Genomic DNA, 24,967 nt, shown 5'->3' on the forward strand with positions numbered 1-24,967 from the left:
GTAAGAGTGAGAAACCGGGAGAACAGCATGGCCTATGAGACTCTGATCGTCGAAACCCGAGGCAATGTCGGCCTCGTCACGCTGAACCGGCCGCAGGCGCTGAACGCGCTGAACTCCACCGTCCTGAAGGAGCTGAAAGAGGCCTATGCCGCCTTCCACGCCGACGAGACGGTCGGGGCGATCGTGCTGACCGGTTCCGAGCGCGCCTTTGCTGCCGGCGCCGATATCAAGGAGATGCAGCCGCTTGAGTTCGCCGATATCTATAAGAGTGATTTCATCAGCGGCTGGGATGAGGTCGCCAAGGCGCGCAAGCCGGTGATCGCCGCCGTCAGCGGCTTTGCGCTCGGCGGCGGCTGCGAGCTCGCCATGATGTGCGATTTCATCATCGCCTCGGAGACGGCGAAGTTCGGCCAGCCGGAAATCACCCTCGGCGTCATTCCCGGCATGGGCGGCTCGCAGCGGCTGACGCGCGCCGTCGGCAAGGCGAAGGCAATGGATCTCATCCTGACCGGCCGCATGATGGATGCGGCCGAGGCGGAACGATCGGGACTCGTTTCGCGTGTGGTGGCGCCCGAGCGTCTGCTCGACGAGGCTTTTGCCGCGGCCGAAAAGATCGCTTCGCTTTCGCGCCCCTCGGTGATGATGGCCAAGGAGGCGGTCAACCGCGCATTCGAGACGACGCTGGAGGAGGGCTTGCGTTTCGAGCGCCGCCTGTTTCACAGTCTCTTTGCCACCGACGACCAGAAAGAAGGCATGGCGGCCTTCGTCGAGAAGCGCAAACCGGCTTTTACGCACCGTTGAATGCTTTTAGGCGCTTACCGGTGGTAAAGCTTGAAAATCCGCGTTGACGTGGGCCGGCTTTAGAGTTATATGCCCGCCCACGGTTCGGAAAGCCGGTTTGGTTTTCCGCGATTGCTCCCGCATTGCTGGATTTTGTGGCCGCAGGGCCCGCGGTAATGGCGGAGTTTGTTCGAATTCTTGAGAGAGGCATCCATGGCCAATACAACTTCGGCGAAAAAAGCGACCCGCAAGATCGCCCGCCGTACCGACGTCAATAAGGCTCGTCGCTCGCGCGTTCGTACTTTCGTTCGCCAGGTCGAAGAGGCCATCGCATCCGGTGACGCCACCAAGGCGAAGGAAGCTTTCCTGGCTGCTCAGCCCGAGCTTGCCCGCGCCGCCAGCAAGGGTGTGCTGCATGCCAACACGGCATCGCGCAAGGTCTCGCGTCTGGCCGCTCGTGTGAAGGCTCTTTCGGTCACCACGACCGCGTAATCTTCCGTTAACGACTTCTTCTTTATGATTAGCCCGGTAATTTTACCGGGCTTTTTCGATTCAACCGATCAGCCCCTGCATGGTTAATCTCACGACTGTTTCGTGTCAGCGCCATGACAGGAAAAATTGTGTAAAAACAATGACTTGCGCAAGGATGCTTTTGCACTGCGCGACTCTGCCCCAAGCTTCCGGGACCACAGGCGAGTCAAGAGGATTTTATTTTTTTTTCTTTCAATGCGTGTCAAAATAGCCCGAACGGGGAATCTCTTTGATTCAACTGCGATTCTTTTTTGACGCTGGTGTGACGCCCGAAAAGGGCAGGCGGAGTCAATGGCCGCTTGTTAATTTTGCGTAAAATTCATCGTTGATATTGCCTTTTGATCCTGCCTAAATGGCTTTCAACAAAGGGCGCGGACATCACCTGCAGAAGCTCGGTTTTAACTGCCACGTCGGCAGGGCGATAAGTTTGTGCCGTTTGTTACGGAGCATTGCGCTTCCGTTTTTTCAAGCACTCGACGGATTTGAGCCGTAACGTGGCTGTTACGGAGCGCGGATGTTTTGTGCCTTCAGCGGCCACACGTTTAAGGCGAGGCCACCGGAGAAGGTAAAGTAATATTGCGTTCGGGCTGGTCGGCCGAAAACGAGGTTCGACCGCCAGCCTGGCACGGAAAGCCGATGAAGGTTGCCGCATGAACGCGGCACCTGCAACGGACTTCTGTGCCGGTCTTTAGGGGCCATTGTTTGAGTGAACCGGCAGGTGAGCGGCTCATGAGGATCCGCCAGCCCGCCAAAGCGGGGAATGATCGGGCGGCCGTTTTAGCGGATGCCGCCCGGTGGAATTGAAAGGCGGCATTATGCAGATGACTACGATGACGACGGGCGGGCTCAACAATGGGGATGCGGCACCGCAGGCGTTCGGCTCAATTCGCCTGGAAGCGGCGGAAGTAAAGGCGGATATGAAGCAGAACGTATTGTTTGAGCGCGTCAGTGCGCGCTTGAAGGCTCAGGTCGGTCAGGATGTCTACGCCAGCTGGTTCGCCAGGCTGAAGCTGCATTCGATATCGAAGAGCGTCGTTCGCCTTTCGGTCCCCACGACCTTCCTGAAGTCGTGGATCAACAATCGTTATCTCGATCTCATCACCGGTCTGTTCCAGGCCGAGGATCCGGAAATTCTGAAAATCGAAGTCCTGGTGCGCACGGCAACGCGCCACGGCACGAAGGCGCTCGATGAGGCGGTCGCGCCGGAACCAGCCGCCCCCACGCAGATGCGCCGCCCGACAAGCGCGCAGCCGGCCGGTCAGGCCGTCCAGCAGGCGGTTTCGGCTGTTGCCGCCGCAAGGCCTGCAAGCTTTGGCTCGCCGCTCTTCGGTTCGCCGCTCGATAGCCGCTTTACCTTCGACACCTTCGTCGAAGGCAGCTCGAACCGGGTAGCACTTGCGGCTGCAAAGACGATCGCGGAAGCCGGTCAGGGCGCCGTGCGCTTCAACCCGCTCTTTATCCATTCGACCGTCGGTCTCGGCAAGACCCACCTGCTGCAGGCGGTCGCCAATGCGGCGGTGCAGAACCCGCGGGCGCTGCGCGTCGTCTATCTGACGGCCGAATATTTCATGTGGCGCTTCGCCACCGCGATCCGCGACAATGATGCGCTGACGCTGAAGGATTCGCTGCGCAACATCGATCTCTTGATCATCGACGACATGCAGTTCCTGCAGGGCAAGATGATCCAGCATGAATTCTGCCATCTCCTGAACATGCTGCTCGACAGCGCCAAGCAGGTCGTCGTTGCCGCCGACCGTGCGCCTTGGGAGCTGGAGTCGCTCGATCCCCGCGTTCGCTCGCGCCTGCAGGGCGGTGTGGCGATCGAACTCGACGCGCCGGATTACGAGATGCGTCTCGAAATCCTCAAGCGTCGCCTGGCCGTCGCCCGGCTCGAAGATCCGTCGCTCGAAATTCCGGCCGAACTGCTCCAGCACGTTGCTCGCAACGTCACGGCCAGCGGCCGCGAACTCGAGGGCGCCTTCAACCAGCTGGTCTTCCGCCGCTCCTTCGAGCCGAACCTGTCGATCGAACGCGTCGACGAACTGCTCGCCCATCTGGTCGGCTCCGGCGAGCCTCGCCGTGTGCGCATCGAGGATATCCAGCGCATCGTCGCAAGGCATTACAACGTCTCGCGCCAGGAACTGGTGTCGAACCGCCGCACCCGCGTCATCGTCAAGCCGCGCCAGATCGCCATGTATCTGTCGAAGACGCTGACGCCGCGCTCCTTCCCGGAGATCGGCCGCCGTTTCGGCGGGCGCGATCACACGACCGTGCTGCACGCCGTGCGCAAGATCGAGGAGCTGATTTCGGGAGACACCAAGCTTTCGCACGAAGTCGAGCTTCTGAAGCGACTGATCAACGAATAATCGACTAGTTTTTCCGAAAAATCCACGGCCGGAAGCGATTCCGGCCGTTTTCCTTTATAAGTTTTTTATTCTATACCTCCCGCGCATTACGTGCATGTCAAAGACTGAAGCGCCAAAACGGCGCGTGGGAGGAATGAATGAGTTTTGAAAAGATCGCCGTTCTCGGCCTGGGCAAGGTCGGACGGCTGGCGGCTACGCTGTTGCATGAAGGCGGCTTCGAGGTCATCGGCGTCGATGCGCAATTGCCGCTGAGCGACGTCCCCTTCAAGTGCCGCACCGGCGATATCTCCGACCCGCAAGTGATCGGAGAACTGCTCTCGAATGTCGAGGCGGTGCTGTCCTGCCTGCCTTATCACTTGAACATCGAGCTGGCGCGCGCCGCCCACCTTGCCGGCATTCATTATTTCGATCTGACCGAAGACGTTCCGACCACCAATTTCATCATCGAACTGTCGAAGACCGCCCGCGGCCTGATGGCGCCCCAATGCGGCCTGGCGCCGGGTTTCGTCGGCATCGTCGGCGCAAGCCTGGCCGACGGCTTCGATCGCTGCCGGTCGATCCGCATGCGCGTCGGCGCCCTGCCGCAGCATCCGACCGGGTTGCTTGGCTATGCCTTCAACTGGTCGCCTGAGGGCGTCGTCAACGAATATCTGAACGACTGCGAGGTCATCGAGGGCGGTGTGCGCAAGCTCGTCTCGCCGATGGAATGGCACGAGACCGTCTATGTCGGCGGCGTCAAGCTCGAAGCCTTCACGACGTCGGGCGGCCTTGGCACCATGTGCGACACGATGCTCGGCAAGATCGACAATCTCGACTACAAGACCATGCGTTATCCCGGCCATATGGAGCTGATGAACTTTTTCTTCCACGAGCTGTTGATGCGCGACAAGCGCAAGCTCGCCGGCGAGATCCTGACCAATGCCAAGCCGCCGGTTGAAGACGATGTCGTCTATGTCCATGTCGCCGCCGAAGGCACCGAGAATGGCAGCCTGCGCCGCAAGGAGTTCGTGCGCGCCTATTACCCGATCGAGATTGCCGGGGCGCGCCGCACGGCGATCGCCTGGACGACGTCAGCCTCCGTCGTCGCCGTCATCGAGATGGTCCGCGACGGTCTGCTGCCGGCGACCGGCTTCCTGCACCAGGAGCATATTCCGTTGGAGATGTTCCTGAAAACGCCGACCGGCAGCCTCTTCAAGGCGGGTGCCACCAGCCACGGCTGAGACATGCCTTCCTGCGCGGCGGTGATGTCAATGCCGCCGCGCCGCAAATCCACGCATCGTATGGGTGTCAGCAGGCGAGATCGGCGACGACGGAATCGAGGATCAGCATGCCCGACGGCGTGCATCGCAGGCGTGAATTGCCGATCCGCTCGATGAATTTGTGTTCGAGCAGGAATTCCTCGCGTTTCGGGTCGAGGTCGCGGCCCGAAAGCTGCTGCCAGCGGGCGAGATCGACGCCTTCTCTCAGCCGCAGCCCCATCAGCAGCAGCTCGTCGGACTGCTCCTCGAAGCCGAGCCGCTCCTCGTCGAGAATGCCGTGCCCGTCGCGCTCGACCATGTCGAGCCAGGCTTCCGGCTTGCGCTCGGTCGCCGTGGCGAGCTTCTCCGGGCCACGCGTCAGCCGGCCGTGGGCGCCCGGGCCGATGCCGGCATAATCGCCGTAACGCCAGTAGGTCAGGTTATGCCGGCTTTCAGCCCCCGGCCGGGCGTGATTGGAAACCTCGTAGGCCGGCATGCCCTCGCGCGCGGTGATCTCCTGCGTCGCTTCGTAGAGCAATGCCGATTGCTCGCCGTCCGGTACGATCAGTTTGCCGGCCTTGTGCAGGCCGTAGAAGGGCGTGCCTTCCTCGATGGTCAGCTGATAGAGCGAAAGATGGTCGACCGCATAGGAGATCGCTTGCCTCAGTTCCTTTTCCCATTCCTCGACCGTCTGCTCCGGCCGGGCATAGATCAGGTCGAAGGACATGCGCGGGAAGATGTCGCGTGCCAGCCTTATCGCCTTCAGCGCGTCGGCGACATCATGCAGCCGGCCGAGGAATTTCAGATCCCGGTCGTTCAGCGCCTGCACGCCGAGCGAGACGCGATTGACGCCGGCTGCCCGGTAGCCGCGGAAGCGTTCGGCCTCGACGCTCGAAGGGTTGGCCTCCATGGTGATCTCGATGCCGGCAGGCACATGCCAGTGCCGTGCAATGCCGTCGAGAATGGCCGAGACCGTTTCCGGCTTCATCAGCGAGGGCGTGCCGCCGCCGAGGAATATGCTCGTCACCGTCTTCGGCCCGCTCATCGCCCGGACCGCCGCCATCTCCTTCAGGAAGGCGGCCGTAAAGCGCTCCTGATCCACCGGCTGGTGGCGCACATGGCTGTTGAAGTCGCAATAGGGACACTTCGCCGCGCAGAAGGGCCAATGCACATAGACGCCGAAGCCCGGCTCGCCGGTATCTGGCAGCAGAGCCGCGTCGCGCGAGATGCTTGGCGTGTCGAAATTGCCCACGGACCGACCTTATGCCTCCAGGCAGGTTTCAACAAAGAGTTTGAAGGCGCGGGCCCGGTGCGACAGCGCTTGCGGCTTGCCGACGTTCCAGCCGTGTTTTTCCTCGCCGCTCATTTCGCCGAAGGTGATGTCGTAGCCCTCAGGCTGGAAGACCGGGTCGTAGCCGAAGCCCTGCGTGCCGCGCGGCGGCCAGACGACGCTGCCTTCCACCTCGCCGCGGAACAGCTCCGTATGCCCATCCGGCCAGGCGAGGCAGAGCACGCTGATGAAACGCGCCGTGCGCTGTTCCGGCTTTGTCGCGCCGGCATCCTGCAGCGCCTTTTCCACCTTGGCCATCGCCATGTCGAAATCGCGCGTGCCGTCCGCCCTTTCCGCCCAATTGGCGGTGTAGACACCGGGATCGCCGCCGAGTGCATCGACCACCAGCCCGGAATCGTCCGAAAGCGCCGGCATGCCAGCGGCATTGGCCGAGGCGACCGCCTTGATCGTCGCATTCTCCTCGAAGCTCGTGCCGGTCTCATCCGGTTCGACGAAGTTCAGCTCGGCGGCCGACTTGGCGGTGAAGCCGAGCGGCCCGATCAATTCCTGGATCTCGCGGATCTTGCCGGCATTGTGGCTGGCGACGACGATGGTCTTCGTTTCAAGCTTGCGCATTCAGATATCCTGTTCGATGCCCCAGATTTTAGCCTCCGCGCATTCCAGGCTGTTGCCGGCCGGATCGCGGAAATAGATCGAGCGGCCGCCATTCGGCCAGTGCACTTCGGACTCGATCGCGACACCGGCCGCCGTCAGCCGTTCGGCCATGGCATCGATATTGCGTCCAGACACCCGGAAACAGGCATGGCCCTGGCCGCTCGTGCCGTGCGGCGGCACCTGCAGTGCTTCAGGCGCCGGCGGCTTCACCGTTTCCTTAGGGTTGAAGACCAGGAGAACGCCCGGCCCGCAGCGGAAGAAGACATGCCGGTTGGCGGCGCGGGCGATCTTTTCAAGCCCGAGAACGTCTTCGTAAAACGTCTCGGCCTGGTCGAGATCCCGCGCATAGAGCGCCGTTTCCAACATGCCTTCCAGCATGGGGTTCATCCTTCGACGGCTTGCTTCTGCAGCGCCACGAGTTCGCCGATGCCGTTTCTGGCAAGCTGCATCAGCGAGGTGAATTCGCCCTCGCTGAACGGCGTGCCTTCGGCCGTGCCCTGAATCTCGACGATCCCGCCGGTGCCCGTCATGACGAAGTTCGCATCGGTCTCGGCCGAGGAATCCTCGAGGTAATCGAGATCGATCACCGGCTGGCTGGCGAAGATACCGCAGGAGATAGCGGCGACATGATCCTTCAGGACCCGGTCGACCTTGATCATGTTGCGGCTTTCCATCCATTTCAGGCAGTCGTAAAGCGCGATCCAGCCGCCGGTGATCGAGGCTGTCCGCGTGCCGCCATCGGCCTGGATGACGTCGCAATCGAGCGTGATCTGCCGTTCGCCGAGCGCCTGCAGGTCGACGACGGCGCGCAGCGACCGGCCGATCAGCCGCTGGATTTCCTGGGTGCGGCCGCCCTGCTTGCCGGCGGCGGCTTCGCGCTTCATGCGTTCGCCGGTCGCCCGCGGCAGCATGCCGTATTCGGCCGTGACCCAGCCCTTGCCGGTATTGCGCAGCCATGGCGGCGTCTTTTCTTCGAGGCTCGCCGTGCAGAGCACATGCGTATCGCCGAACTTCACCAGGCAGGAGCCTTCCGCATGCTTGGAAAAATTGCGCTCGAACGAGACCTTGCGCATCTGGTCGATTTTTCTGCCTGAAGGCCGCATTCTTATCTCCTGGGGTTTATTTGACCGCTTCTACGATTGGCGGCGCTCATTTGCAAATTCCCTTTTGCCACGGGTGTTAGTTTGACTTACTTTTCGGGAAGTATCATCAGCACGGGTTCGAAAGCTTCATGGGCATCAGGTCGACGTCGGTTTCGGATGCCGTAGCTGCGCTGGACGAGCGCTCCAGGGAAATTTTTCGTCGCATCGTCGAAGGTTATCTGGAAAGCGGCGAGCCGCTCGGTTCGCGCAACCTGTCCCGTATCCTGCCGATGTCGCTGTCGCCGGCCTCGGTGCGCAACGTCATGAGCGATCTCGAAGAGCTCGGCCTGATCTATTCGCCGCATGTCAGCGCCGGTCGGTTGCCGACCCAGATCGGCCTGCGCTTCTTCGTCGATGCCTTCATGCAGGTCGGCGATCTCTCCGCCGAGGAACGCGCCAACATCGACCGCCAGGTGCGGGCCGAAAGCGGCGGCAATCCCGTCGAATCGATGATGAACGAGGCAAGCCGCATGTTGTCAGGCATTTCGCGCGGCGCCGGCCTCGTCATCACCTCGAAAAGCGATCCGGTGCTGAAACATGTCGAGTTCATCCGGCTCGAACCGACAAAGGCGCTGGCCGTGCTCGTCGGCGATCACGATCAGGTGGAAAACCGCATCATCGAGCTGCCGGCGGGCGTCACCTCCTCACAGCTGACCGAGGCGGCGAATTTTCTCAATGCCCATATGTCCGGCCAGACCCTGCCTGAGCTTCGCAAACAATTAAGCCGGTTGAAGGACGACGTCCGTCACGAGCTCGATGCCCTGTCGCGCGATCTGGTCGAGCGCGGCATTGCTGTCTGGGCCGGGAGCCCGGACGAGGGAAAGCCGACGCAGCTGATCATCCGCGGCCGCGCCAACCTGCTCGAAGGTCTCGCCGGCGCCGAGGACCTCGACCGGTTGCGCCTGCTGTTCGACGATCTCGAGAAGAAGGACAGCCTGATCGAGATCCTCAATCTCGCCGAAAGCGGTTCGGGCGTGCGCATTTTCATCGGTTCGGAAAACAAGCTCTTCTCGCTGTCCGGCTCGTCGCTCATCGTCGCGCCCTATCGTGACGACGACGATCGCATCGTCGGTGCCGTCGGCGTCATCGGCCCGACGCGCCTCAATTATTCCCGCATCGTGCCGATGGTGGATTATACAGCCCAGCTCGTCTCCCGCCTTTCGCGCAATCAGCTTTGACGCGCAGCTACCAAGTGCGCGGAATTTTCGCTTCTTTGTCACGCAGACTTGATTTTTTTCGGTCAAACCTCGATATCGGGCGCATCTGAAGACACCAACCGGAGACCGTCATGACCGATGACACGACGAAAAACGGACCTGACGCAACTGCGGCCGATGCCGCAGCCGACGCTGCCGCCTACGTCGAGAACGAAACTGCGCAGCAAGAGCCCGCCCAGCCGGACCCGATCGAGCTTCTGAAAGCCGAAAACGGCGAACTGCGCGACCGTTATCTGCGCCTTGCTGCCGAGATGGACAATCTGCGCCGGCGCACCGAGCGCGAGGTGAAGGACGCCAAGTCCTATTCCGTCGCGGGTTTCGCGCGCGACATGCTCGCCGTCTCCGACAATCTGCGCCGCGCCCTTGATGCCATCTCTCCGGAGACCAAGGCTGCTGCCGATGCCGGCCTGAGCACGCTGATCGAGGGTGTCGAGATGACCGAGCGTGCCATGCTGTCGGCTCTCGAGCGCCACGGCGTTCGCAAGCTGGAGCCGGTTGGCCAGAAGTTCGATCCGAATTTCCATCAGGCGATGTTCGAGGTGCCGAACCCGGACGTGCCGAACAACACGGTCGTCCAGGTCGTGCAGGCAGGCTTCACCATCGGCGAGCGCGTGCTGCGCCCGGCCATGGTCGGCGTTGCCAAGGGCGGCCCGAAGCCGGCCGAAGCCGAAACCAATTCCGTCTTCGACGAGAAAGACGCTTAAGGTCGTTTCCCTTCCTGCTCAGGGAGGAAGGGAACCAAAGCTTCAGATGCGGGCGAAGCGTTCGATCAGCAGATCGAAGAAGCCGTCCGCATCGACATGGCGCATGACCTTCGCATTGCGCTTGCGCTCGGTCACATGCCACCAGTCGACGACCGTCATGCCGACGGTAAGTTCGGACTGGACCTCGATCTCGACGTTGCAGTCCCGGCCCTTGAAAAGTTCCGGCTTCAGCAGGTAGGCGACAACGGTCGGGTCGTGCAGCGGCCCGCCGTCGGAGCCGTATTTCTCGATGTCGAAGCGTTCGAAGAATTCCAGCATCTCGACCATGGCCTTTGCCGGCGCCGTGCCGATCTCGGCCATGCGCTTCACCCGGTCCTTGCGGGTCAGCAATTGATGCGTCACGTCAAGCGGCATCATCACGATCGGAACGCCTGAGCGGAAGACGATATCGGCCGCATCCGGGTCGACATAGATGTTGAATTCGGCCGCCGGCGTGATGTTGCCGCCCTCGAAGAAGCCGCCGCCCATCATCACCAGTTCGCGGATGCGGGGGACGATGTCGGGCGCCTTCTGCAAGGCCATGCCGATATTGGTGAGCGGCCCGAGCGTACACAGCGTCACCGTGCCTTCCGGCTCGCGGCGCAGCGTCTCGATGATGAAGTCGACGGCATGGCCGGGCTGCAGCGCCATCGTCGGCTCGCTGAGATCAGGACCGTCGAGGCCGGTCTTGCCGTGCACATGTTCGGCGGTTACCAGCTTGCGGACGATCGGCGTGTCGGCGCCGGCGAAAACCTTCGTCTCCGTCCGGCCGCAGAGCTCGCAGACGATGCGCGCATTGCGGCTGGTCAGCGAAAGCGGCACATTGCCGGCGACCGTCGTGATCCCCAGAACCTCCAGCTCATCAGGGCTGCCGAAGGCAAGCATGATGGCGGCCGCGTCATCCTGGCCGGGATCCGTGTCGATGATGATCTTTCTTGCGCTTGCCATTCCGATCGTTCCATCCTCGCACTGCGCGTTATCGGGCATGCACCGATTTCTTCACGTCCCGTCACAAATCAGCACAATCCGCGCGGGCATGTTTTGATGCGATGGCGTCAGGCGCTTTGTCAAGGAAAGAGCCTGACGCCATCGCCTTAAAATCGAGAGGTGACACCGGCACGTCGCGTCCGATGCCTTGCAGCGCCGGGCTCCTCTCCCCATATTAGCGGCATCCGGATGCTGCCGTTAAGGTCCGGGATGGTCGCTTGCATCAAGGACTTGAAAAGAGATGAGCCGCATTACCCCTTTCGCCAGCCCGCTGCTTTTAGGCTTCGATGCCATGGAAAAGACGCTGGAGCGCATTTCCAAGGCGAGTGACGGATATCCGCCTTATAATATCGAACGCATCGCCGCCGACACCGGTGCGCCGGAACGTCTGCGCATCACCCTTGCCGTGGCCGGTTTCAGCGAGGAGGAACTCGATGTTTCTATTGAGGAGAACCAGCTTCTGATCCGCGGCCGCCAGGTCGAACAGGGTGAACGGGACTATCTTTATCGCGGTATCGCCGCCCGTCAGTTCCAGCGTACTTTCGTTCTTGCCGACGGCATGCAGGTGATGGGCGCGGCCCTGAAGAACGGTCTGCTCTCCGTCGATCTAATTCGTCCGGAACCCGCGCGCATGGTCAAGAAAATTAACATTTCGGTCTCACAGTAGCACAACGGTTTGTCGAACCGTTGGTCCCTTCTCCCGGAGGAACAGGAATGTTGATGAAAGAAGCCACGTCTCACTTGACCAAATCCGAGCTTGCCCACATCGGCAACGGCGAGGTCGCCTATATCAGAAAAATGCGGACCGATGAGGTCGCCAAGTGCTTTCCCGAGGCGCCGGATATCGATCCGAACGTCGATCTCTGGGCACTCTTCGGCGCCGACGGCACGCCGATCCTTTTGACGGACAACCGCTCCAGCACCTTTTTCAAGGCTGCCGAGGACGAATTGAAGACGGTCAGCCTGCACTGACCGTCAAGACCGTCTGTCGCGTTTCACTGCTTGCGGTGCGCGGTCGCTCTATTCGATTTCACTGCGGTCGGGACGGATGTCGCGGCATATGCGCGTAGCTCTTTCGACGCCTTATGTGCGATGACGTTGAAAATTCCAGGATTCGGCAGCAACTGCACCAGCCTTATAGAGCTATAGCAACTATGCAGACTTTGCTGCCGTTGCATCCATTCTGCTTACCGCGTCGCCAGCATTGGTAAGATCAAACCCCATCCGGTCTCTTGGGGTGGTCCAGAAGGTTCGAACCCCAACTTCTTATAGACGGCTATCGCCCGTTCATTGTCTGGATGCGGATCGGTCGCGATCACAGGTGCGCCCTCATCGAAAAGAGCCTGCATCCTCATTCCGATAAACGCTGAACCATGTCCAACGCCGACCATTTCGGGGTCTCCGATATATTGATCAATTCCCCGCGACCCTTTGGGAAGGCCGGCAAAATGGTGATCTTCCCATCCGTGGACCGTGTAGTCCTGTAAGAACGCAAATGGCCGTTGGTTCATTGAAATGATCCAGCGAGCCACCCGAGGATCAACCAGTTCTGCTTCACCATACGGCTCACCAGAACCCCACCATTCCAGGACATGCGGGTTCGACCGCCACGCCTTCAGTAGAGCCAGATCATCCAGGGTTGCTCTGCGAAACTCGTACGGATTGGTCGCGAACATGAGATCACTCTAGCAGATTGTGCGACGGTGAGTATGGGCCGAAAGCCGTCAGGTAGGTCACTCGAGGCTTGATTGAGATCTCCTGCGCGTGACGGGCTCTCTTACGCGAACCGGACCGCCGTTCTCGCGCGGGCCTTTGCCGCTACCTCTTCGCGATCACGAGGAGGTTGAGACGTTTCCAGCGAATCGAGCAACTCACGGGCGCATGACGCGATCGAACTGACCGCGCGCTCGAATGCGACCTCGTTGCGCTTCGACGGTTTGGTCGTTCCGCTCACCTTGCGCACGAACTGGAGCGCGGCATCGTGGACCTCGTCGTCCGTCGCTGGCGGATCGAAATTGAACAGGGGTTTTATATTTCGGCACATGACTTGCTCCCGGTCATTGTCTCTCCATTTGAGAGGAGGGTGGCCAGCACAGAAAATAGTCGCGTGAGCGCTAATGGCAACCGGTCCCTCGGCGGAACTCTGCGCGCCGCAAGTGAGGGCGCAGCTCGTTCAGTCCGGTCTGTTGTCGGCTCTAGAGCCGGATGATTTCAGATCAATCGATCTGAAATCTGAACGCGTCTCTTCATCAGAAGCTGCCGTGGGGCGACGTCTCGTTTACGCCGCCAATAGCGGTCATCTGTTCGAGACGGGTGCCTTTTCATGCTACAGACGAGTGCCTGTATTCCGCGTTGGCTTGTTCATGGCCGGCGACGAAAGGAGCTTGCATTGAACCAATCGCAGCCAAATCGATTTCCATTTCACACACAATGCCCGAGAGACGATGGATGCGGGGTCTTTGTCCTGCAGATGCTCACCGGCATGAGCTACGACGATGTGGCAGCCATGATCGATTGGGGCGATAAATCGGCGCATTATACAACCTGGAACGATCTTTGCGGCGTGTTAGCGGCGATCGGATTGTCTATCGAAGCCCCGATCAAAACCAGTCGATGGAGCGATATCCAGGGGGTCGCCATCGTCCACGTTCAGGGGGATCACTTCATGCTTTACGACGCGGAAAGCGGTCTGTTCTATGACCCAGCAGAGATGGAAGGCCCAGGGGTGGCCAGCGATCGCGTTCCAACCAGCTATCTGACCGTATATCCATCGGCTCCAACCACGGCTAAACGCGGTAGGCCGTCCTTCGGCACGGAAATCCGTCAGGCCAGCGTCCCACGCGATTGCTCGCGCCGAGGAACATCATGGGCGCGTTCGCCGACTTGCCGGCAGCCTCAGACTTTCCTGAATGTCAGATAGGCCGAAGACCGGCCCTCGCGCCGCGCCTTGGCCTCGTAACGTGTGCTCGGCCAGCCCTCATAGGGGGTCAGCCAATCCGCTGCATTGTCGGCCATCCAGTCGAAACCGCCATGGCCGCGACATTTGATCAGCGTCCAGTTCACATAGGTATCGATGTCGGAGGCAAAGCAGAACCGGCCGCCGGGTTTCAGCACGCGATGAAAGCGGTCGAGATTGGTTTGCGAGACGAACCGCCGCTTCCAGTGCTTCCGTTTCGGCCAGGGATCGGGATAAAGCAGGTCGATCTGATCGAGTGAGCCGTCCGGCAGCCAGTCGAGCAGCTGCGTCGCGTCGTCATTATAGACGCGGATATTGGAGGCGCCCGTCTCGCCGATGCGCGACAGCAGCTTCTGCATGGAGTTGACGAAGGGTTCAACGCCGATGAAGCCGGTCGAAGGCGCTTCCAACGCGCGGTGGATCAGGTGCTCGCCGCCGCCGAAACCGATTTCCAGCCGCAATCTCTCGACAGGAACCGCGAAGAGGGATGTCAGCGGCTCCGGCGGAGCCGCTGCAAGATCGATCAGGAATGCCGGCAACAGACTGTTCAGCGTCTCGGCCTGCTGTTCGCGCAGGGCCTTGCCCTTGCGACGACCGAAGAAGGCTTCGGTCGCCCGGCCGCGGCGTTCCATATCCGTCATGCTTTATCTCAGGCCTTCACGCTTTCCTTGAGCGCCTTCACGAGGTCGGTACGCTCCCAGGAGAACGAGCCGTCGCGGCCGGCTTTGCGGCCGAAATGGCCATAAGCAGAGGTCTTGGCATAGATCGGTTTGTTGAGATCGAGATGGCGGCGGATACCGGTCGGCGAAAGGTCCATGTTCTTGCGGATAGCCGCTTCGATCTGATCCTCGGTGACCTTGCCGGTGCCGTGCAGGTCGACATAGATCGACAGCGGCTGGGCGACGCCGATCGCGTAGGAGATCTGGATCGTGCAGCGATCGGCAAGGCCGGCGGCGACGACGTTCTTGGCAAGATAGCGGGCGGCATAGGCGGCCGAACGGTCGACCTTCGTCGTGTCCTTGCCGGAGAATGCGCCGCCGCCATGCGGAGCGGCACCGCCGTAGGTGTCGACGATGATCTTGCGGCCGGTCAGGCCCGCATCGCCGTCCGGTCCGCCGATGACGAACTTGCCGGTCGGGTTGATGTACCACTTGCAATCGTCGGCGATCTTCAGCTCGCCGAGCGCTTCGCGGATATAGGGCTCGACGACGGCGCGGACCTTCTTCGAATCCCAGCTCTCGTCGAGATGCTGGGTCGAAAGCACGATCGAGGTTGCTTCCGACGGCTTGCCGTCGACGTAACGCACGGTCACCTGGCTCTTGGCGTCGGGGCCGAGCTTGGCGACTTCGCCGTCGCCCTTCTTGCGGGCAACTGCGAGCAGCTGCAGGATCTTGTGGGAATAATAGATCGGGGCCGGCATCAGGTCCGGCGTTTCGCGGCAGGCATAACCGAACATGATGCCCTGGTCGCCGGCGCCCTCGTCGCCCTGCTGGTCGGCGGCGCTGTCGACGCCCTGCGCGATGTCGGCCGACTGCGAGTGCAAGAGCACGTCGATCTTTGCCTTCTTCCAGTGGAAGCCGTCCTGCTCGTAGCCGATATCCTTGATGGCGCGGCGGGCGGCGGCCTTGAACTTTGAAGGATTGATGACGTCCTTGCCGTCCTTGTCCTTCTTCATCAGGCTCGGCGGTAGGCGGACCTCGCCGGCGATGACGACGCGGTTGGTCGTCGCCAGCGTTTCGCAGGCAATGCGCACGCCCCACGGATTGACGCCGGTCTTGGCCGCTTCGCGGTAGACCAGATCGACGATCTCGTCGGAGATGCGGTCACAGACCTTGTCCGGATGACCTTCGGCAACAGACTCGCTGGTAAAGAGATAATTCGCGCGCATTTCGGGATTCCCCTCAAAGAATAAAAGCCAGCTAGTAGGTACTCAGTTCGAGGGCCGATGACAAGCGCAGAAGGACATAAATATATCTTTATATCCGCGGCAAAGTGACAAATTTTGCCCCAAAAACGCAAAAAAGGCGGCCTTTCGACCGCCTTTCGAATTCTGCGCTGGTCTTGGTTCAGTCGGCGTCGGCTTCAGCGGCCAGGGCTTTCACCAGCTCCACGACCTTGCGGCGAACCTTGGGATCGGAAATCTTGACGAAGGCGCGATTGAGCTGCAGTCCTTCCGAGGACGACAGGAAATCGACGACGTAATTCGAGCTGGAGGCTTCCATGCCGCCGCCGGCACCGGAATGTTCGCCGGGCGCGTCCTCGAAGAAAAACGACACCGGAACATTGAGGATGTTCGAGATATTCTGCAGGCGGCTTGCGCCGACGCGGTTGGTGCCCTTTTCGTATTTCTGGATCTGCTGGAAGGTGATGCCAAGGCTTTCACCAAGCTTTTCCTGGCTCATGCCCAGCATTGTACGGCGGAGGCGAATACGGCTGCCAACATGGATGTCGATCGGATTTGGCTTCTTCTTGTTTTCAATCATGGTCGTGCCCTAGCTAAGAATTTCAACCTGTTTCTAACCGGCATGCCCCTGATCCATCCCAAAACGCCACGTTGCAAGCGGTGAGGAACCCGCCTTCAAACATACGTTAAGAACGCCGATTGACATCACTATGCAATTTTAGGGGTTTTTGGTCAATTCAACCCGGAAATAAAACCTCTGCGAGAAATTAGCGCAATCAAAATCAGCAGCGCCTCGGTCAACCAGAAGTATGTTTGCCGGGGGAATGTCGTTCCGACTCCATCGCTGATGCTATCGAGCGTTGCATCGACGAAGCCTGTTTCTCCAAGATCGAGGCCCGCAATAATTTCCCCATGCGCATTCACCAGCGCTGAAATGCCGCTATTGGCGTCGCGAATCAGCGGCAGGCCGGTTTCAACAGCCCGCACGCGCGCTTGCTGGAAATGCTGGTAGGGGCCGGGCGTCGAGCCGAACCAGGCATCATTGGTGATATTGAGGATCGCGTTGGCGTCTTTTATGTCACCGGTCATTTCGCCGGGAAAAATGATCTCGTAGCAGATCAGCGGATAGAGATTGAGCCCGCCGGGCAGCGTCAGCAAGTGCCGGCTTGCCGCGGCCGAAAAGCCGCCCGGAATCTCGACGACGTTCTGGATGCCGAATTCGGTGAGCACGTCCTCGAAGGGCAGATATTCGCCGAAGGGCACCAGATGCACCTTGTCGGACGCGGCGATGATCTGCCCGCGGCCATCGATCACGTAGATGGAATTATAGTAGCGCGGCGGCGTGCCTGGTCCCATCTCCTCGGCGCGTACGGCGCCGGCGATCAGGATCTGATTGTCGTCGAGCGTATCGGCAATCCGCGTCAGCGCATCCTGATTGTCGGTCAGGATGAAGGGGATCGACGTTTCTGGCCAGACGATGATATCGGGCTTGCGCCCGCCATTCTTCGGCGCTTCGGCCGAGAGTTTCAAATGCGTCTCGAAGATCGCGGCGCGGTCGACGTCGTTATCCATTTTCTCTGTCTGGTCGATCGCCGGCTGCACCAGCCGCACCACCTGCCGCTTGTCCTCAGGCAATGTGTCCGGCCGCGGCGCGAGATGGAGAGCATAAGCGCCATAACCGAGATGGGCAGCAAATAGCAGGACGGCGAGCGCGATGCCCGTCCGTGCCCCTTGCCGCGTCCCGGCAAGGGCAGGCGCAGAAAAGACGAAGACGGCAAGGGCCGTCACGCCCATCGCCCCGATCACATGCGCCGACTGCATCATCAGCGGAACCGGCATGATGCCGTAGCCGATGGCGTTCCAGGGAAAGCCGGTGAGGATCACGCTTCGAAGCCATTCCATCAGCCCGAAGCCTGCCGCAAGCGCGGCGATCCGCCCCATGCCATCAGACCAGGCGATGCGGGCAAGAGCGGCCGCCAGGCCGTAGAAGATCGCAAGACAGGCCGGCAGCCCGAGGATTGCCAGCGGCAGCGCCCAGGCGAATTCTTCCTGATCGACCAGCAGCGCATGGCCGAGCCACCAGAGGCCGGCGACGAAATAGCCGAAGCCGAACAGCCAACCGGTGGCAAACGCCGGCCACAGCCTGCCGATCAGGCCGCTTTCAGGCGAAGCCGCCGCCCCGTCGATCAGCCAGACGAGCAGGGTGAAGGAAACGAACATCGCCGCGAAAAAGCCGATAGGCGGCAGCGCCAGAACCGCGAATGCCCCGGCGGCGATAGCCAGCAGCGACCGTTTGAACCCCCAGACGAGGATAACCCTGTCCGCAAGCCGCTCCATGCGCACTCCCATCAAACCGCGAATCAACCCATTCGCAGTCTTTCAAAAAAGCGGCTCCTTGTCCCGTTAGTTGGGTCCCGTCAGTTGGGGCCTGTCAGTTGGCGGTCGATTCCGCCGGCCGGTCGTCGCCGGCCTCGGAGCCGGGAGCGGAGTCGCCATCCGCCTTGGCGCGGCGGCGGATCGCGTGGCGCTTGCGGGTGATGCGCAGCCGCTTGATGCGGCGCGGATCGGCATCGAGGATGTGGAATTCGAAGCCCGGCAGCGCCTGGACGACCTCGCCGCGCACCGGGATGCGGCCGAGTGCCGAGAAGATCAGGCCGCCCAGCGTATCGACCTCGTCGACTTGCTCGCTGATGTCGAAATCCGGCCCGATCGCTTGGGCGATCTCTTCCAGCTCGACGCGGGCGTCGGCGATGAACATGTCCTCGGCGACGCGCTTGAACATCACCTCTTCGTCGTCATGTTCGTCGTCAATGTCGCCGACCACCATTTCGACGATGTCTTCATGCGAGGCAAGCCCGTCGGTGCCGCCATATTCGTCGATGACGAGCGCCATCTGCGTACGGTTCACCTGCATCCGGCGCAACAGGTCGGACGCCAGCATCGACGGCGGCACGAACAGGATCTTGCGGATGATGCCGGCCTCGGCCAGCGTCTTTTGCAGGTCGACGCGGGCGAGATCGAAATTCTGCTTGGCCGAACGCGTGGTCTTCTGGATGTTTTCGGGCGCGACCTCGATCGCCGGCACGACGGCGGTCGGTTTCGTCGGGCCGCGGCGCTTGTTGCGCGCCTGCTTGGCGACATAGGAGAGCAGGTCGCGGATATGCACCATGCCGCGCGGATCGTCGAGCGTATCGGCATAGACAGGCATGCGCGAGCGGCCGGATTCCTCGAAGAGGATCATCAGTTCGCCGATGGTGATGTTCTGGTCGACCGCCTCGATATCGGCGCGCGGCACCATCACGTCGGCGACGCGCACTTCGCGAAAGCGCAGGATGTTGTTGAGCATCGCCCGTTCGTCGGGCGAAAAGGCGTCGTCGCCGGCCGCATCGGTCATCAGCGCGTCGGCGAGATCCTCGCGCAGTCGCGAGCCCTGCTGCGGGCGAAGGATGCGCGCGGCGCGCGACCAGAAGGATTGTGATCGGCCGGATGGCCGACTACTACTGCCTGCCTCGTCCGAAGAGGAGGATGGCTCGGAGTCCTTGGCGTCTGCCGCCGGCTTCGTCGTAAAGTCGCTCATGGTTCCATTTTAAGGTCTTGACCCTCGTAGGGATCAGATAGGCCGAGCTGCGCCAAAATGCGAGTCTCCAACCCCTCCATAATTTCGGCTTCGGCACTATTCATATGGTCGTAGCCGAGAAGATGCAAGAAACCGTGCACCAGAAGATGGGTCAGGTGGTCGTCGAAACTCTTTTCGAGCTCGGCCGCTTCCCGCTCCAGCGTCTCCCGGGCGATGATGATGTCGCCGAGCATCGGGCCGGGCATCTTGCCGGGCTGAACCGGAAAGGCCGGAAAGGAGAGCACGTTGGTCGCCTTGTCCTTGCCGCGCCACTCGGCGTTGATATCCTGGATCGAGGCATCGTCGGTGAAAACAAGCGAAACCTCGGGCGGCATCGTCGGGAAGGGCTGCTTCTCGCTGTCGCGGAGATAGACCACTGCTGCGCCGAGCACGCGTTCGCAAAACGACAGCAGCGTCTCCTCGCCGGGCCAGCCGATGTCCTCGACGCTGATCTGGATGTCGAGTTCGGCCATTAGCCCTGCCGGCTGACGTCTTCGGCGACGGCATAGGTGGAATCATAGGCCCTGACGATGCGCCCGACCAGCGGGTGGCGGACGACGTCGGTATCCGTGAAGCGCACGATCGAGATGCCTTCGACGCCGTTCAGAAGCTGCAAGGCCTCGACGAGGCCGGATTTGACGCCGCGCGGCAGATCGATCTGGCTCGGGTCGCCGGTGACGATCATCCGCGCATTTTCGCCGAGACGCGTCAGGAACATCTTCATCTGCATCGACGTCGTGTTCTGCGCTTCGTCGAGGATGATGGCGGCATTGGCGAGCGTGCGGCCGCGCATGAAGGCGAGCGGCGCGATTTCGATGACGCCGGCGGTGATCGCCCGGTCGACCTTGTCGGCAGGGATCATGTCATAGAGTGCGTCATAGAGCGGGCGAAGATAGGGATCGACTTTTTCCTTCATGTCCCCGGGCAGGAAGCCGAGGCGCTCGCCGGCCTCGACGGCCGGGCGCGACAGGATGATCTTTTCGACAGCGCCGCGCTCCAAGAGCTGGGCGGCATGGGCGACGGCGAGATAGGTCTTGCCGGTGCCGGCCGGGCCGACGCCGAAGACAAGCTCGGCGCGTTCCAGCGCCCTGATATAGGCGTCCTGGGTTGGCGTGCGGGCGATGATCGTCTTCTTGCGGGTGGAAACCTGCGCCATCGTCAGCTTGGCCTTGCGCTCCATGGTCGGCAGGCTGAGCTGATCGTCGGCAGCGACCGCCATGCGGATTGCACCCTCGACGTCGGATCGTTCCACGCTGCCGCCTTTCTGAAGTTTTTCATAGAGATAGTCGAGCGTGCGCCGCGCCTGATTGGTGGTCACGATATCGCCGGTGATGACGACCGAATTGCCGCGTGCCCGCGCATCGATGTTCAGCCGTTGCTCGAGCAGCTTGAGGTTTTGGTCGAATTGACCAAAGAGCTCGCTGGCGAACCGGTTGTTCTCGAACGTCAGGACGAAGTGATTGGTATCGCTCGGCGTGCGGGGGTGGCGCGGTGAAGAAGAAACCAATTCTTGTCCGTTCAAGCGGTCGGGCTCCTTGGGTTAGACCGCAGCCTCTGCGCGTTCGGCAAACAGGCTGTTTGTTCCGGTCCCTGTGATTCGCACTTTAATAATGTCACCGATTTGCGATGCTTTTGCATCAACATTCACTGATTGAAGCCAGGGAGAACGTCCGATTAGTTGTTCCGGCATGCGACCGGGCTTTTCGAGCAACAGGTCGATCTCTTTGCCGATGCAGGATTCGGCAAATTCCTGCTGCTGCTTCATGAGAAGCATTTGCAGGCGTTCCAGCCGTTCTGCCTTGATCTCTTCCGGCACCTGGTCCTTCAGCTCCGCGCCGGGCGTGCCCGGCCGTGTCGAGTATTTGAACGAGAAGGCCTGTGCATAACGGACCTCCTCCACAAGTCTCAATGTATCCTTAAAATCCTCATCTGTCTCCCCCGGAAAGCCGGTGATGAAATCGCCCGACAGCGCAATGTCGGGCCGCACCGTGCGAATGCGCTCGATCAGTGCCAGATATTCGGCCGCCGTGTGGCGCCGGTTCATCGCTTTCAGGATGCGGTCGGAGCCCGATTGCACCGGCAGGTGCAGATAGGGCATCAGCGCGCTGAGGTCGCGATGGGCATTGATCAGCCGGTCGTCCATGTCGCGCGGATGGCTTGTGGTATAGCGCAGCCGCGCAAGGCCGGGGATCTCGGCCAGCCGGTAGAGAAGGTCGCCGAGGCTCCATGCCTCGCCCTGGCTCCCGGCGCCGTGCCAGGCGTTGACGTTCTGCCCGAGCAGGGTGATCTCGCGCACCCCGCTGTCGACAAGCTTTTCAGCTTCCTCGACGATCTGGGAAACCGGCCGCGACACTTCCGAGCCGCGTGTATAGGGCACGACACAGAAGGTGCAGAATTTGTCGCAGCCCTCCTGCACCGTCAGGAAGGCGGTGACGCCGCGGGCGCGGATCCTTCGGCTCTCGGCGATCGGCAGATGCTCGAATTTGTCCTCGATCGCATATTCGGTATCGACGACGCGCTGGCCTTGTTTGGCCCGGCGCAGCGCCTCCGGCAGGCGGTGATAGGTCTGCGGGCCGATGACGACGTCGACGGCGGGTGCGCGGCGCAGGATCTCCTCGCCTTCGGCCTGGGCGACGCAGCCGGCAACGCCGATCATCATCTCCCGGCCATCCGCCGCCTTCTTCTTTTTCATCTCGCGCAGCCGCCCGAGCGCCGAATAGACCTTCTCGGCCGCCTTCTCGCGGATATGGCAGGTATTGAGGAGAACGAGGTCCGCCTCTTCCATATCTTCAGTCGGCTCATAGCCGTCGCGGGCAAGCGCATCGCTCATGCGCATGGAATCGTAGACGTTCATCTGACAGCCATAGGTCTTGATGAAGACCTTGCGGCTGTTGCTGCCGTCTCGGAGGCTGTCGCTGGGAATTGCCTCGGGGGCCTGGAGAAGGGCGCTGTCCTGTGTCATGGCGCGCTATTTAGTGGTTTTTGCCGCCCGAGAAAATCGAAATCTTGTTTCAGGAGATTTCCCGCCCGCGCAAGCGGCTGTTCAGGAGGTTGCGGATGCGCAAGGCGATCGTCGCGCTCACCTCCTTGCGGCTGGTCTCACTGCGATAATCCACCGCCTCGCCGAAGGAAACTTCGGCGTCGATGGCGCCGCAGCGCACGATGTCGAGGAGGTGCGGCAGCAGCTCGATATCACCCGGCCAGGCGGCGAGCGGCCGGTGATAGCGCCCCATGGCGATGCCGTGCACCCTGGTATAGGCAACCGCCACCGGCTGCACCACGACGGTTCCCGTCGGCGAATAAGGCACCGCCATCGCCGCGGCGCCGAACAGCGAGGACTTGACCTCGAGCAGCCGGTTGCCGTCCGAGGTCGTCCCTTCCGGGAAGAGCACGACGATCTCACCGTCTGCCATACGCCCGGCGATCTCGTTTGCCTGATGACCGGTCTTGCGCCGCTCCTCGCGCACGACGAAGACGCTCTTCTGCAGCTTGGCAAGCGTGCCGAAGATCGGCCAGTCGCTGACCTCGATCTTGGCGATGAAGACGACGTCGGCAACGGCCGACATCACCATGATATCCAGCCAGGAGGAATGGTTGGAGCAGAGCATCAGCGGCCGGCGATTTTCCAGCTTGCCCGTGACGCGGACGCGGATGCCGAGGCAATAGCAGACGATCCGGTGCCAGGCGCGCGGAAGCCGGCGGCGCAGCCGCCAGTCGAACCGCAGCGCCAATACCTGCAGCGGCATGAGCACGATGCTGACGGCGAGGATGACGACCGCGGCGAAGGCGATGCGCAGCCAGGCGATCAAATGCTGGTCTCCCGGGCTGCCATTGCTTCAGAGATCTTCTTTCTTCAGCGGAACGCCGTAGAGCTCCAGCCGGTGGTCGACCAGTCGGAAGCCGTGCTCGCGGGCGATGCGCTCCTGCAGCGCCTCGATCTCCGGCGAGCGGAATTCGATGACCGTGCCGGTCTTCAGGTCGATGAGATGGTCGTGATGTTCTTCCGGCACCGTTTCGTAGCGCGAGCGCCCGTCGCGGAAGTCGTGGCGTGCGATAATGCCGGCATCCTCGAACAGTTTCACGGTGCGATAGACGGTCGAGATCGAGATCTTCGCATCGACTTTCACCGAGCGGCGGTAGAGTTCTTCGACGTCGGGATGGTCTTCCGAGTCTTCCAGGATGCGCGCGATCACGCGGCGCTGCTCGGTCATGCGCATGCCGCGTTCGGTGCAAAGCTCCTCAAGGGTCTTGGCTACATCAGTCATCGCCGGCCTATAGAGATATTCGTGTTTCGACAACGCCGCACGGCATTTGCGCCGGCCTGCATGTTATCTCGCTGCCAGGGAACTACCGAAGAACGCGCTTCATGACAAGCGCCGTGGAGAGGGCGCCGTTTTCTTGTTTGTAGTAACCCTGACGTTCGCCGACCTTTTCGAAGCCGAGCTTGCGGTAGAGGCCAAGCGCTGCCGTATTGCCGTTGTCGACCTCGAGAAACATGCTCTCGCCGCCGCGCGACCGCGCTTCCCGCATCGCCGCCTGCATCAGCCGCCAGCCAAGCCCGGCACGGGCGACCTTCGCCTGCACGGCAATGGTCAGGATCTCCGCCTCGCCGGCGACATGGCGGGCGAGGATGAACCCCGGAAGCGGCTTTTTCAGGATGGCATTGGTCTGGCGCGCGACGAAGCCGAAGACGGTATCCTGCATCAGCAGTCCGTGAAATTCACCGTCGCCCCAGGGCCGGGCGAACCGCTCACCGTGCAGGACGGCGACATCGCGGCAATCCTCGCGCTCCATGGCGATGATCTCGAATTCCGGTTTCAGCGTCAGATAGGCTTCCAGCATCGTCATACTCGTCGCGCCATCGCGTATCCGGCCTGCGGCTTGGCATCGGGTCCGCGCAGATAAAGAGGCTTTGGCTTTCCGGCATCGGGGGAGGCGGCAGCGCCCAGGCGCGCCACGACGGAGATCGGGAACCTGTTGGTGTGATCGCCGAGGGCGTCGGCCTTGAGAAGGGGCGTCGCCGAACCGGTGATCTCGCCGTCGAAGCCGGCAGCATATGCCTGCGCTTCCGCAACGCTGACTACCCGTGGCGCGTCGAGCGGCGAACCGTCGGCCGCGAAGGACTGGAGGTAGATCTCGTCCCGCTTGGCATCCATCGCCGCCAGCACGGCGCGATGAGGCGTCTTGTCGCGCTGGGCTGATGCCATGACTTCGAGCGTGGTGACGCCGACGGCCGGCACATTGAGGGAAAGCGCAAAACCGCGGGCTGCGGCAACGCCGACGCGGATACCGGTAAAGGAGCCGGGACCGATGGTGACGGCAAGGCGATCAATATCCGAAAGGGCCAGTCCCGCCTGATCGAGTGCACGATCGACGATACCAATCAGATGTTCAGCATGCCCCTTGCCGATCATGTCCGATGCCTCCCCCAGCATCGTATCCCCGCCGCTGTCATAGACGGCGGCAGCGCAGTCCACACCCGCCGTGTCGAGCGCCAGAATGATCATGCCATCAATTTCCGAATAAACCAGTGTCGCCTATCG

28 protein-coding genes are annotated in these 24,967 nt (G+C 61.5%); 9 read left to right on the plus strand and 19 right to left on the minus strand.

Annotated features, from left to right (window positions below; genetic code table 11):
• The first annotated feature begins 27 nt into the window (after positions 1-27).
• The 4 genes from B5P46_RS04470 (at position 28) to B5P46_RS04485 (ending at position 4,897) form a co-directional block, all read left to right on the plus strand.
• Complete coding sequence (locus B5P46_RS04470) at positions 28-801, plus strand: enoyl-CoA hydratase (RefSeq protein ID WP_017966711.1); 774 nt, start codon at positions 28-30, stop codon at positions 799-801.
• A 192-nt stretch (positions 802-993) separates the two neighbouring features.
• Positions 994-1,272: a 30S ribosomal protein S20 gene (gene rpsT / locus B5P46_RS04475; protein ID WP_129417674.1), complete on the plus strand. Its 279-nt coding sequence runs from the start codon at positions 994-996 to the stop codon at positions 1,270-1,272.
• A gap of 854 nt (positions 1,273-2,126) precedes the next feature.
• A complete protein-coding gene (gene dnaA / locus B5P46_RS04480; RefSeq protein ID WP_129417675.1) occupies positions 2,127-3,677 on the plus strand; it encodes a chromosomal replication initiator protein DnaA in 1,551 nt (516 codons plus the stop codon).
• Between the two features lie 137 nt (positions 3,678-3,814).
• Positions 3,815-4,897, plus strand: coding sequence for a saccharopine dehydrogenase family protein (locus B5P46_RS04485; protein ID WP_003556030.1), 1,083 nt, complete (start codon positions 3,815-3,817; stop codon positions 4,895-4,897).
• A 67-nt stretch (positions 4,898-4,964) separates the two neighbouring features.
• On the opposite strand, the gene hemW is transcribed toward B5P46_RS04485, so the two are convergent.
• The 4 genes from hemW to rph are packed head-to-tail and all read right to left on the minus strand — an operon-like array spanning position 4,965 to position 7,963.
• Positions 4,965-6,167 carry a radical SAM family heme chaperone HemW gene (hemW, locus tag B5P46_RS04490; RefSeq protein WP_129417676.1) on the minus strand — a complete coding sequence of 401 codons (1,203 nt, stop codon included), beginning with the start codon at positions 6,165-6,167 and terminating at the stop codon, positions 4,965-4,967.
• A gap of 9 nt (positions 6,168-6,176) precedes the next feature.
• Positions 6,177-6,821 carry an RdgB/HAM1 family non-canonical purine NTP pyrophosphatase gene (gene rdgB / locus B5P46_RS04495; RefSeq protein WP_129417677.1) on the minus strand — a complete coding sequence of 215 codons (645 nt, stop codon included), beginning with the start codon at positions 6,819-6,821 and terminating at the stop codon, positions 6,177-6,179.
• On the minus strand, positions 6,822-7,247 hold the full coding sequence (locus tag B5P46_RS04500) for a VOC family protein (protein ID WP_129417678.1): 426 nt from the start codon (positions 7,245-7,247) through the stop codon (positions 6,822-6,824). It lies immediately after the preceding gene.
• Complete coding sequence (gene rph / locus B5P46_RS04505) at positions 7,244-7,963, minus strand: ribonuclease PH (protein WP_011650181.1); 720 nt, start codon at positions 7,961-7,963, stop codon at positions 7,244-7,246. The genes B5P46_RS04500 and rph overlap by 4 nt, the downstream gene beginning before the upstream one ends.
• Before the next feature lie 128 nt (positions 7,964-8,091).
• Between rph and hrcA the strand changes: the two genes are divergently transcribed.
• A complete protein-coding gene (gene hrcA, locus B5P46_RS04510) occupies positions 8,092-9,180 on the plus strand; it encodes a heat-inducible transcriptional repressor HrcA (protein ID WP_003556035.1) in 1,089 nt (362 codons plus the stop codon).
• Positions 9,181-9,290: 110 nt separating this feature from the next.
• Positions 9,291-9,923 (plus strand): nucleotide exchange factor GrpE, encoded by a 633-nt coding sequence (gene grpE, locus B5P46_RS04515; protein ID WP_018244488.1) that lies wholly within the window; start codon positions 9,291-9,293, stop codon positions 9,921-9,923.
• 42 nt (positions 9,924-9,965) lie between these two features.
• Here the strand turns inward: grpE and B5P46_RS04520 are convergent, their stop codons facing one another.
• Positions 9,966-10,910, minus strand: a complete 945-nt coding sequence (locus B5P46_RS04520; RefSeq protein WP_129417679.1) for a nucleoside hydrolase — start codon at positions 10,908-10,910, stop codon at positions 9,966-9,968.
• Between the two features lie 280 nt (positions 10,911-11,190).
• On the opposite strand from B5P46_RS04520, the gene B5P46_RS04525 reads away from it, so the two are divergent.
• On the plus strand, positions 11,191-11,616 hold the full coding sequence (locus B5P46_RS04525) for an Hsp20 family protein (protein WP_129417680.1): 426 nt from the start codon (positions 11,191-11,193) through the stop codon (positions 11,614-11,616).
• Between the two features lie 47 nt (positions 11,617-11,663).
• The gene (locus B5P46_RS04530) at positions 11,664-11,921 is read left to right on the plus strand and encodes a DUF1150 family protein (protein ID WP_003544838.1); all 258 of its coding nucleotides are present in this window, start codon (positions 11,664-11,666) and stop codon (positions 11,919-11,921) included.
• Between the two features lie 215 nt (positions 11,922-12,136).
• Here B5P46_RS04530 and B5P46_RS04535 read toward each other — a convergent pair whose 3' ends face one another.
• Positions 12,137-12,625, minus strand: coding sequence for a GNAT family N-acetyltransferase (locus B5P46_RS04535; RefSeq protein WP_129417681.1), 489 nt, complete (start codon positions 12,623-12,625; stop codon positions 12,137-12,139).
• A gap of 101 nt (positions 12,626-12,726) precedes the next feature.
• Positions 12,727-12,993: a DUF2277 domain-containing protein gene (locus B5P46_RS04540; protein ID WP_129417682.1), complete on the minus strand. Its 267-nt coding sequence runs from the start codon at positions 12,991-12,993 to the stop codon at positions 12,727-12,729.
• 438 nt (positions 12,994-13,431) lie between these two features.
• Here B5P46_RS04540 and B5P46_RS04545 point away from each other — a divergent pair, with 438 nt between their 5' ends.
• The gene (locus tag B5P46_RS04545) at positions 13,432-13,869 is read left to right on the plus strand and encodes a hypothetical protein (RefSeq protein WP_245456104.1); all 438 of its coding nucleotides are present in this window, start codon (positions 13,432-13,434) and stop codon (positions 13,867-13,869) included.
• On the opposite strand, the gene trmB is transcribed toward B5P46_RS04545, so the two are convergent.
• From trmB to tsaB, 12 genes are all read right to left on the minus strand, one after another.
• A complete protein-coding gene (gene trmB / locus B5P46_RS04550) occupies positions 13,845-14,546 on the minus strand; it encodes a tRNA (guanine(46)-N(7))-methyltransferase TrmB (protein WP_129417683.1) in 702 nt (233 codons plus the stop codon). The genes B5P46_RS04545 and trmB overlap by 25 nt on opposite strands.
• Before the next feature lie 8 nt (positions 14,547-14,554).
• A complete protein-coding gene (metK, locus tag B5P46_RS04555; RefSeq protein WP_003544852.1) occupies positions 14,555-15,793 on the minus strand; it encodes a methionine adenosyltransferase in 1,239 nt (412 codons plus the stop codon).
• A 178-nt stretch (positions 15,794-15,971) separates the two neighbouring features.
• Positions 15,972-16,388 (minus strand): helix-turn-helix domain-containing protein, encoded by a 417-nt coding sequence (locus tag B5P46_RS04560; RefSeq protein WP_129417684.1) that lies wholly within the window; start codon positions 16,386-16,388, stop codon positions 15,972-15,974.
• 152 nt (positions 16,389-16,540) lie between these two features.
• Positions 16,541-18,145 carry an apolipoprotein N-acyltransferase gene (lnt, locus tag B5P46_RS04565; RefSeq protein WP_129417685.1) on the minus strand — a complete coding sequence of 535 codons (1,605 nt, stop codon included), beginning with the start codon at positions 18,143-18,145 and terminating at the stop codon, positions 16,541-16,543.
• A 94-nt stretch (positions 18,146-18,239) separates the two neighbouring features.
• Complete coding sequence (locus B5P46_RS04570) at positions 18,240-19,385, minus strand: hemolysin family protein (RefSeq protein ID WP_129417686.1); 1,146 nt, start codon at positions 19,383-19,385, stop codon at positions 18,240-18,242.
• Complete coding sequence (gene ybeY / locus B5P46_RS04575) at positions 19,382-19,897, minus strand: rRNA maturation RNase YbeY (RefSeq protein ID WP_029873916.1); 516 nt, start codon at positions 19,895-19,897, stop codon at positions 19,382-19,384. The genes B5P46_RS04570 and ybeY overlap by 4 nt, the downstream gene beginning before the upstream one ends.
• The gene (locus B5P46_RS04580) at positions 19,897-20,946 is read right to left on the minus strand and encodes a PhoH family protein (protein ID WP_003544862.1); all 1,050 of its coding nucleotides are present in this window, start codon (positions 20,944-20,946) and stop codon (positions 19,897-19,899) included. The genes ybeY and B5P46_RS04580 overlap by 1 nt, the downstream gene beginning before the upstream one ends.
• Before the next feature lie 18 nt (positions 20,947-20,964).
• Positions 20,965-22,386 (minus strand): tRNA (N6-isopentenyl adenosine(37)-C2)-methylthiotransferase MiaB, encoded by a 1,422-nt coding sequence (gene miaB, locus B5P46_RS04585; protein ID WP_129417687.1) that lies wholly within the window; start codon positions 22,384-22,386, stop codon positions 20,965-20,967.
• A gap of 49 nt (positions 22,387-22,435) precedes the next feature.
• Positions 22,436-23,233 (minus strand): lysophospholipid acyltransferase family protein, encoded by a 798-nt coding sequence (locus tag B5P46_RS04590; protein WP_129417688.1) that lies wholly within the window; start codon positions 23,231-23,233, stop codon positions 22,436-22,438.
• A 27-nt stretch (positions 23,234-23,260) separates the two neighbouring features.
• Positions 23,261-23,689, minus strand: a complete 429-nt coding sequence (locus B5P46_RS04595) for a Fur family transcriptional regulator (protein ID WP_003544875.1) — start codon at positions 23,687-23,689, stop codon at positions 23,261-23,263.
• An 82-nt stretch (positions 23,690-23,771) separates the two neighbouring features.
• Positions 23,772-24,272: a GNAT family N-acetyltransferase gene (locus B5P46_RS04600; RefSeq protein ID WP_003556053.1), complete on the minus strand. Its 501-nt coding sequence runs from the start codon at positions 24,270-24,272 to the stop codon at positions 23,772-23,774.
• Entirely contained in the window at positions 24,269-24,931 is a 663-nt protein-coding gene (gene tsaB / locus B5P46_RS04605; protein WP_129417689.1) for a tRNA (adenosine(37)-N6)-threonylcarbamoyltransferase complex dimerization subunit type 1 TsaB, read from the minus strand. The genes B5P46_RS04600 and tsaB overlap by 4 nt, the downstream gene beginning before the upstream one ends.
• Positions 24,932-24,967: the final 36 nt, after the last annotated feature.

The organism is Rhizobium leguminosarum, assembly GCF_004123835.1.
Classification (GTDB): Bacteria; Pseudomonadota; Alphaproteobacteria; order Rhizobiales; family Rhizobiaceae; genus Rhizobium; species Rhizobium leguminosarum_M.

Coding starts and splice junctions, on each gene's coding strand:
- rdgB (WP_129417677.1), bottom strand. CDS start 6,821: ATGCGCAAGCTTGAAACGAAGACCATCGTCGTCGCCAGCCACAATGCC.
- trmB (WP_129417683.1), bottom strand. CDS start 14,546: ATGACGGATATGGAACGCCGCGGCCGGGCGACCGAAGCCTTCTTCGGT.
- lnt (WP_129417685.1), bottom strand. CDS start 18,145: ATGGAGCGGCTTGCGGACAGGGTTATCCTCGTCTGGGGGTTCAAACGG.
- rph (WP_011650181.1), bottom strand. CDS start 7,963: ATGCGGCCTTCAGGCAGAAAAATCGACCAGATGCGCAAGGTCTCGTTC.
- B5P46_RS04470 (WP_017966711.1), top strand. CDS start 28: ATGGCCTATGAGACTCTGATCGTCGAAACCCGAGGCAATGTCGGCCTC.
- metK (WP_003544852.1), bottom strand. CDS start 15,793: ATGCGCGCGAATTATCTCTTTACCAGCGAGTCTGTTGCCGAAGGTCAT.
- ybeY (WP_029873916.1), bottom strand. CDS start 19,897: ATGGCCGAACTCGACATCCAGATCAGCGTCGAGGACATCGGCTGGCCC.
- B5P46_RS04560 (WP_129417684.1), bottom strand. CDS start 16,388: ATGATTGAAAACAAGAAGAAGCCAAATCCGATCGACATCCATGTTGGC.
- B5P46_RS04485 (WP_003556030.1), top strand. CDS start 3,815: ATGAGTTTTGAAAAGATCGCCGTTCTCGGCCTGGGCAAGGTCGGACGG.
- B5P46_RS04540 (WP_129417682.1), bottom strand. CDS start 12,993: ATGTGCCGAAATATAAAACCCCTGTTCAATTTCGATCCGCCAGCGACG.
- B5P46_RS04535 (WP_129417681.1), bottom strand. CDS start 12,625: ATGTTCGCGACCAATCCGTACGAGTTTCGCAGAGCAACCCTGGATGAT.
- B5P46_RS04520 (WP_129417679.1), bottom strand. CDS start 10,910: ATGGCAAGCGCAAGAAAGATCATCATCGACACGGATCCCGGCCAGGAT.
- B5P46_RS04600 (WP_003556053.1), bottom strand. CDS start 24,272: ATGACGATGCTGGAAGCCTATCTGACGCTGAAACCGGAATTCGAGATC.
- B5P46_RS04595 (WP_003544875.1), bottom strand. CDS start 23,689: ATGACTGATGTAGCCAAGACCCTTGAGGAGCTTTGCACCGAACGCGGC.
- B5P46_RS04570 (WP_129417686.1), bottom strand. CDS start 19,385: ATGAGCGACTTTACGACGAAGCCGGCGGCAGACGCCAAGGACTCCGAG.
- B5P46_RS04530 (WP_003544838.1), top strand. CDS start 11,664: ATGTTGATGAAAGAAGCCACGTCTCACTTGACCAAATCCGAGCTTGCC.
- tsaB (WP_129417689.1), bottom strand. CDS start 24,931: ATGATCATTCTGGCGCTCGACACGGCGGGTGTGGACTGCGCTGCCGCC.
- rpsT (WP_129417674.1), top strand. CDS start 994: ATGGCCAATACAACTTCGGCGAAAAAAGCGACCCGCAAGATCGCCCGC.
- hrcA (WP_003556035.1), top strand. CDS start 8,092: ATGGGCATCAGGTCGACGTCGGTTTCGGATGCCGTAGCTGCGCTGGAC.
- grpE (WP_018244488.1), top strand. CDS start 9,291: ATGACCGATGACACGACGAAAAACGGACCTGACGCAACTGCGGCCGAT.
- B5P46_RS04545 (WP_245456104.1), top strand. CDS start 13,432: ATGAGCTACGACGATGTGGCAGCCATGATCGATTGGGGCGATAAATCG.
- B5P46_RS04500 (WP_129417678.1), bottom strand. CDS start 7,247: ATGAACCCCATGCTGGAAGGCATGTTGGAAACGGCGCTCTATGCGCGG.
- dnaA (WP_129417675.1), top strand. CDS start 2,127: ATGCAGATGACTACGATGACGACGGGCGGGCTCAACAATGGGGATGCG.
- B5P46_RS04525 (WP_129417680.1), top strand. CDS start 11,191: ATGAGCCGCATTACCCCTTTCGCCAGCCCGCTGCTTTTAGGCTTCGAT.
- miaB (WP_129417687.1), bottom strand. CDS start 22,386: ATGACACAGGACAGCGCCCTTCTCCAGGCCCCCGAGGCAATTCCCAGC.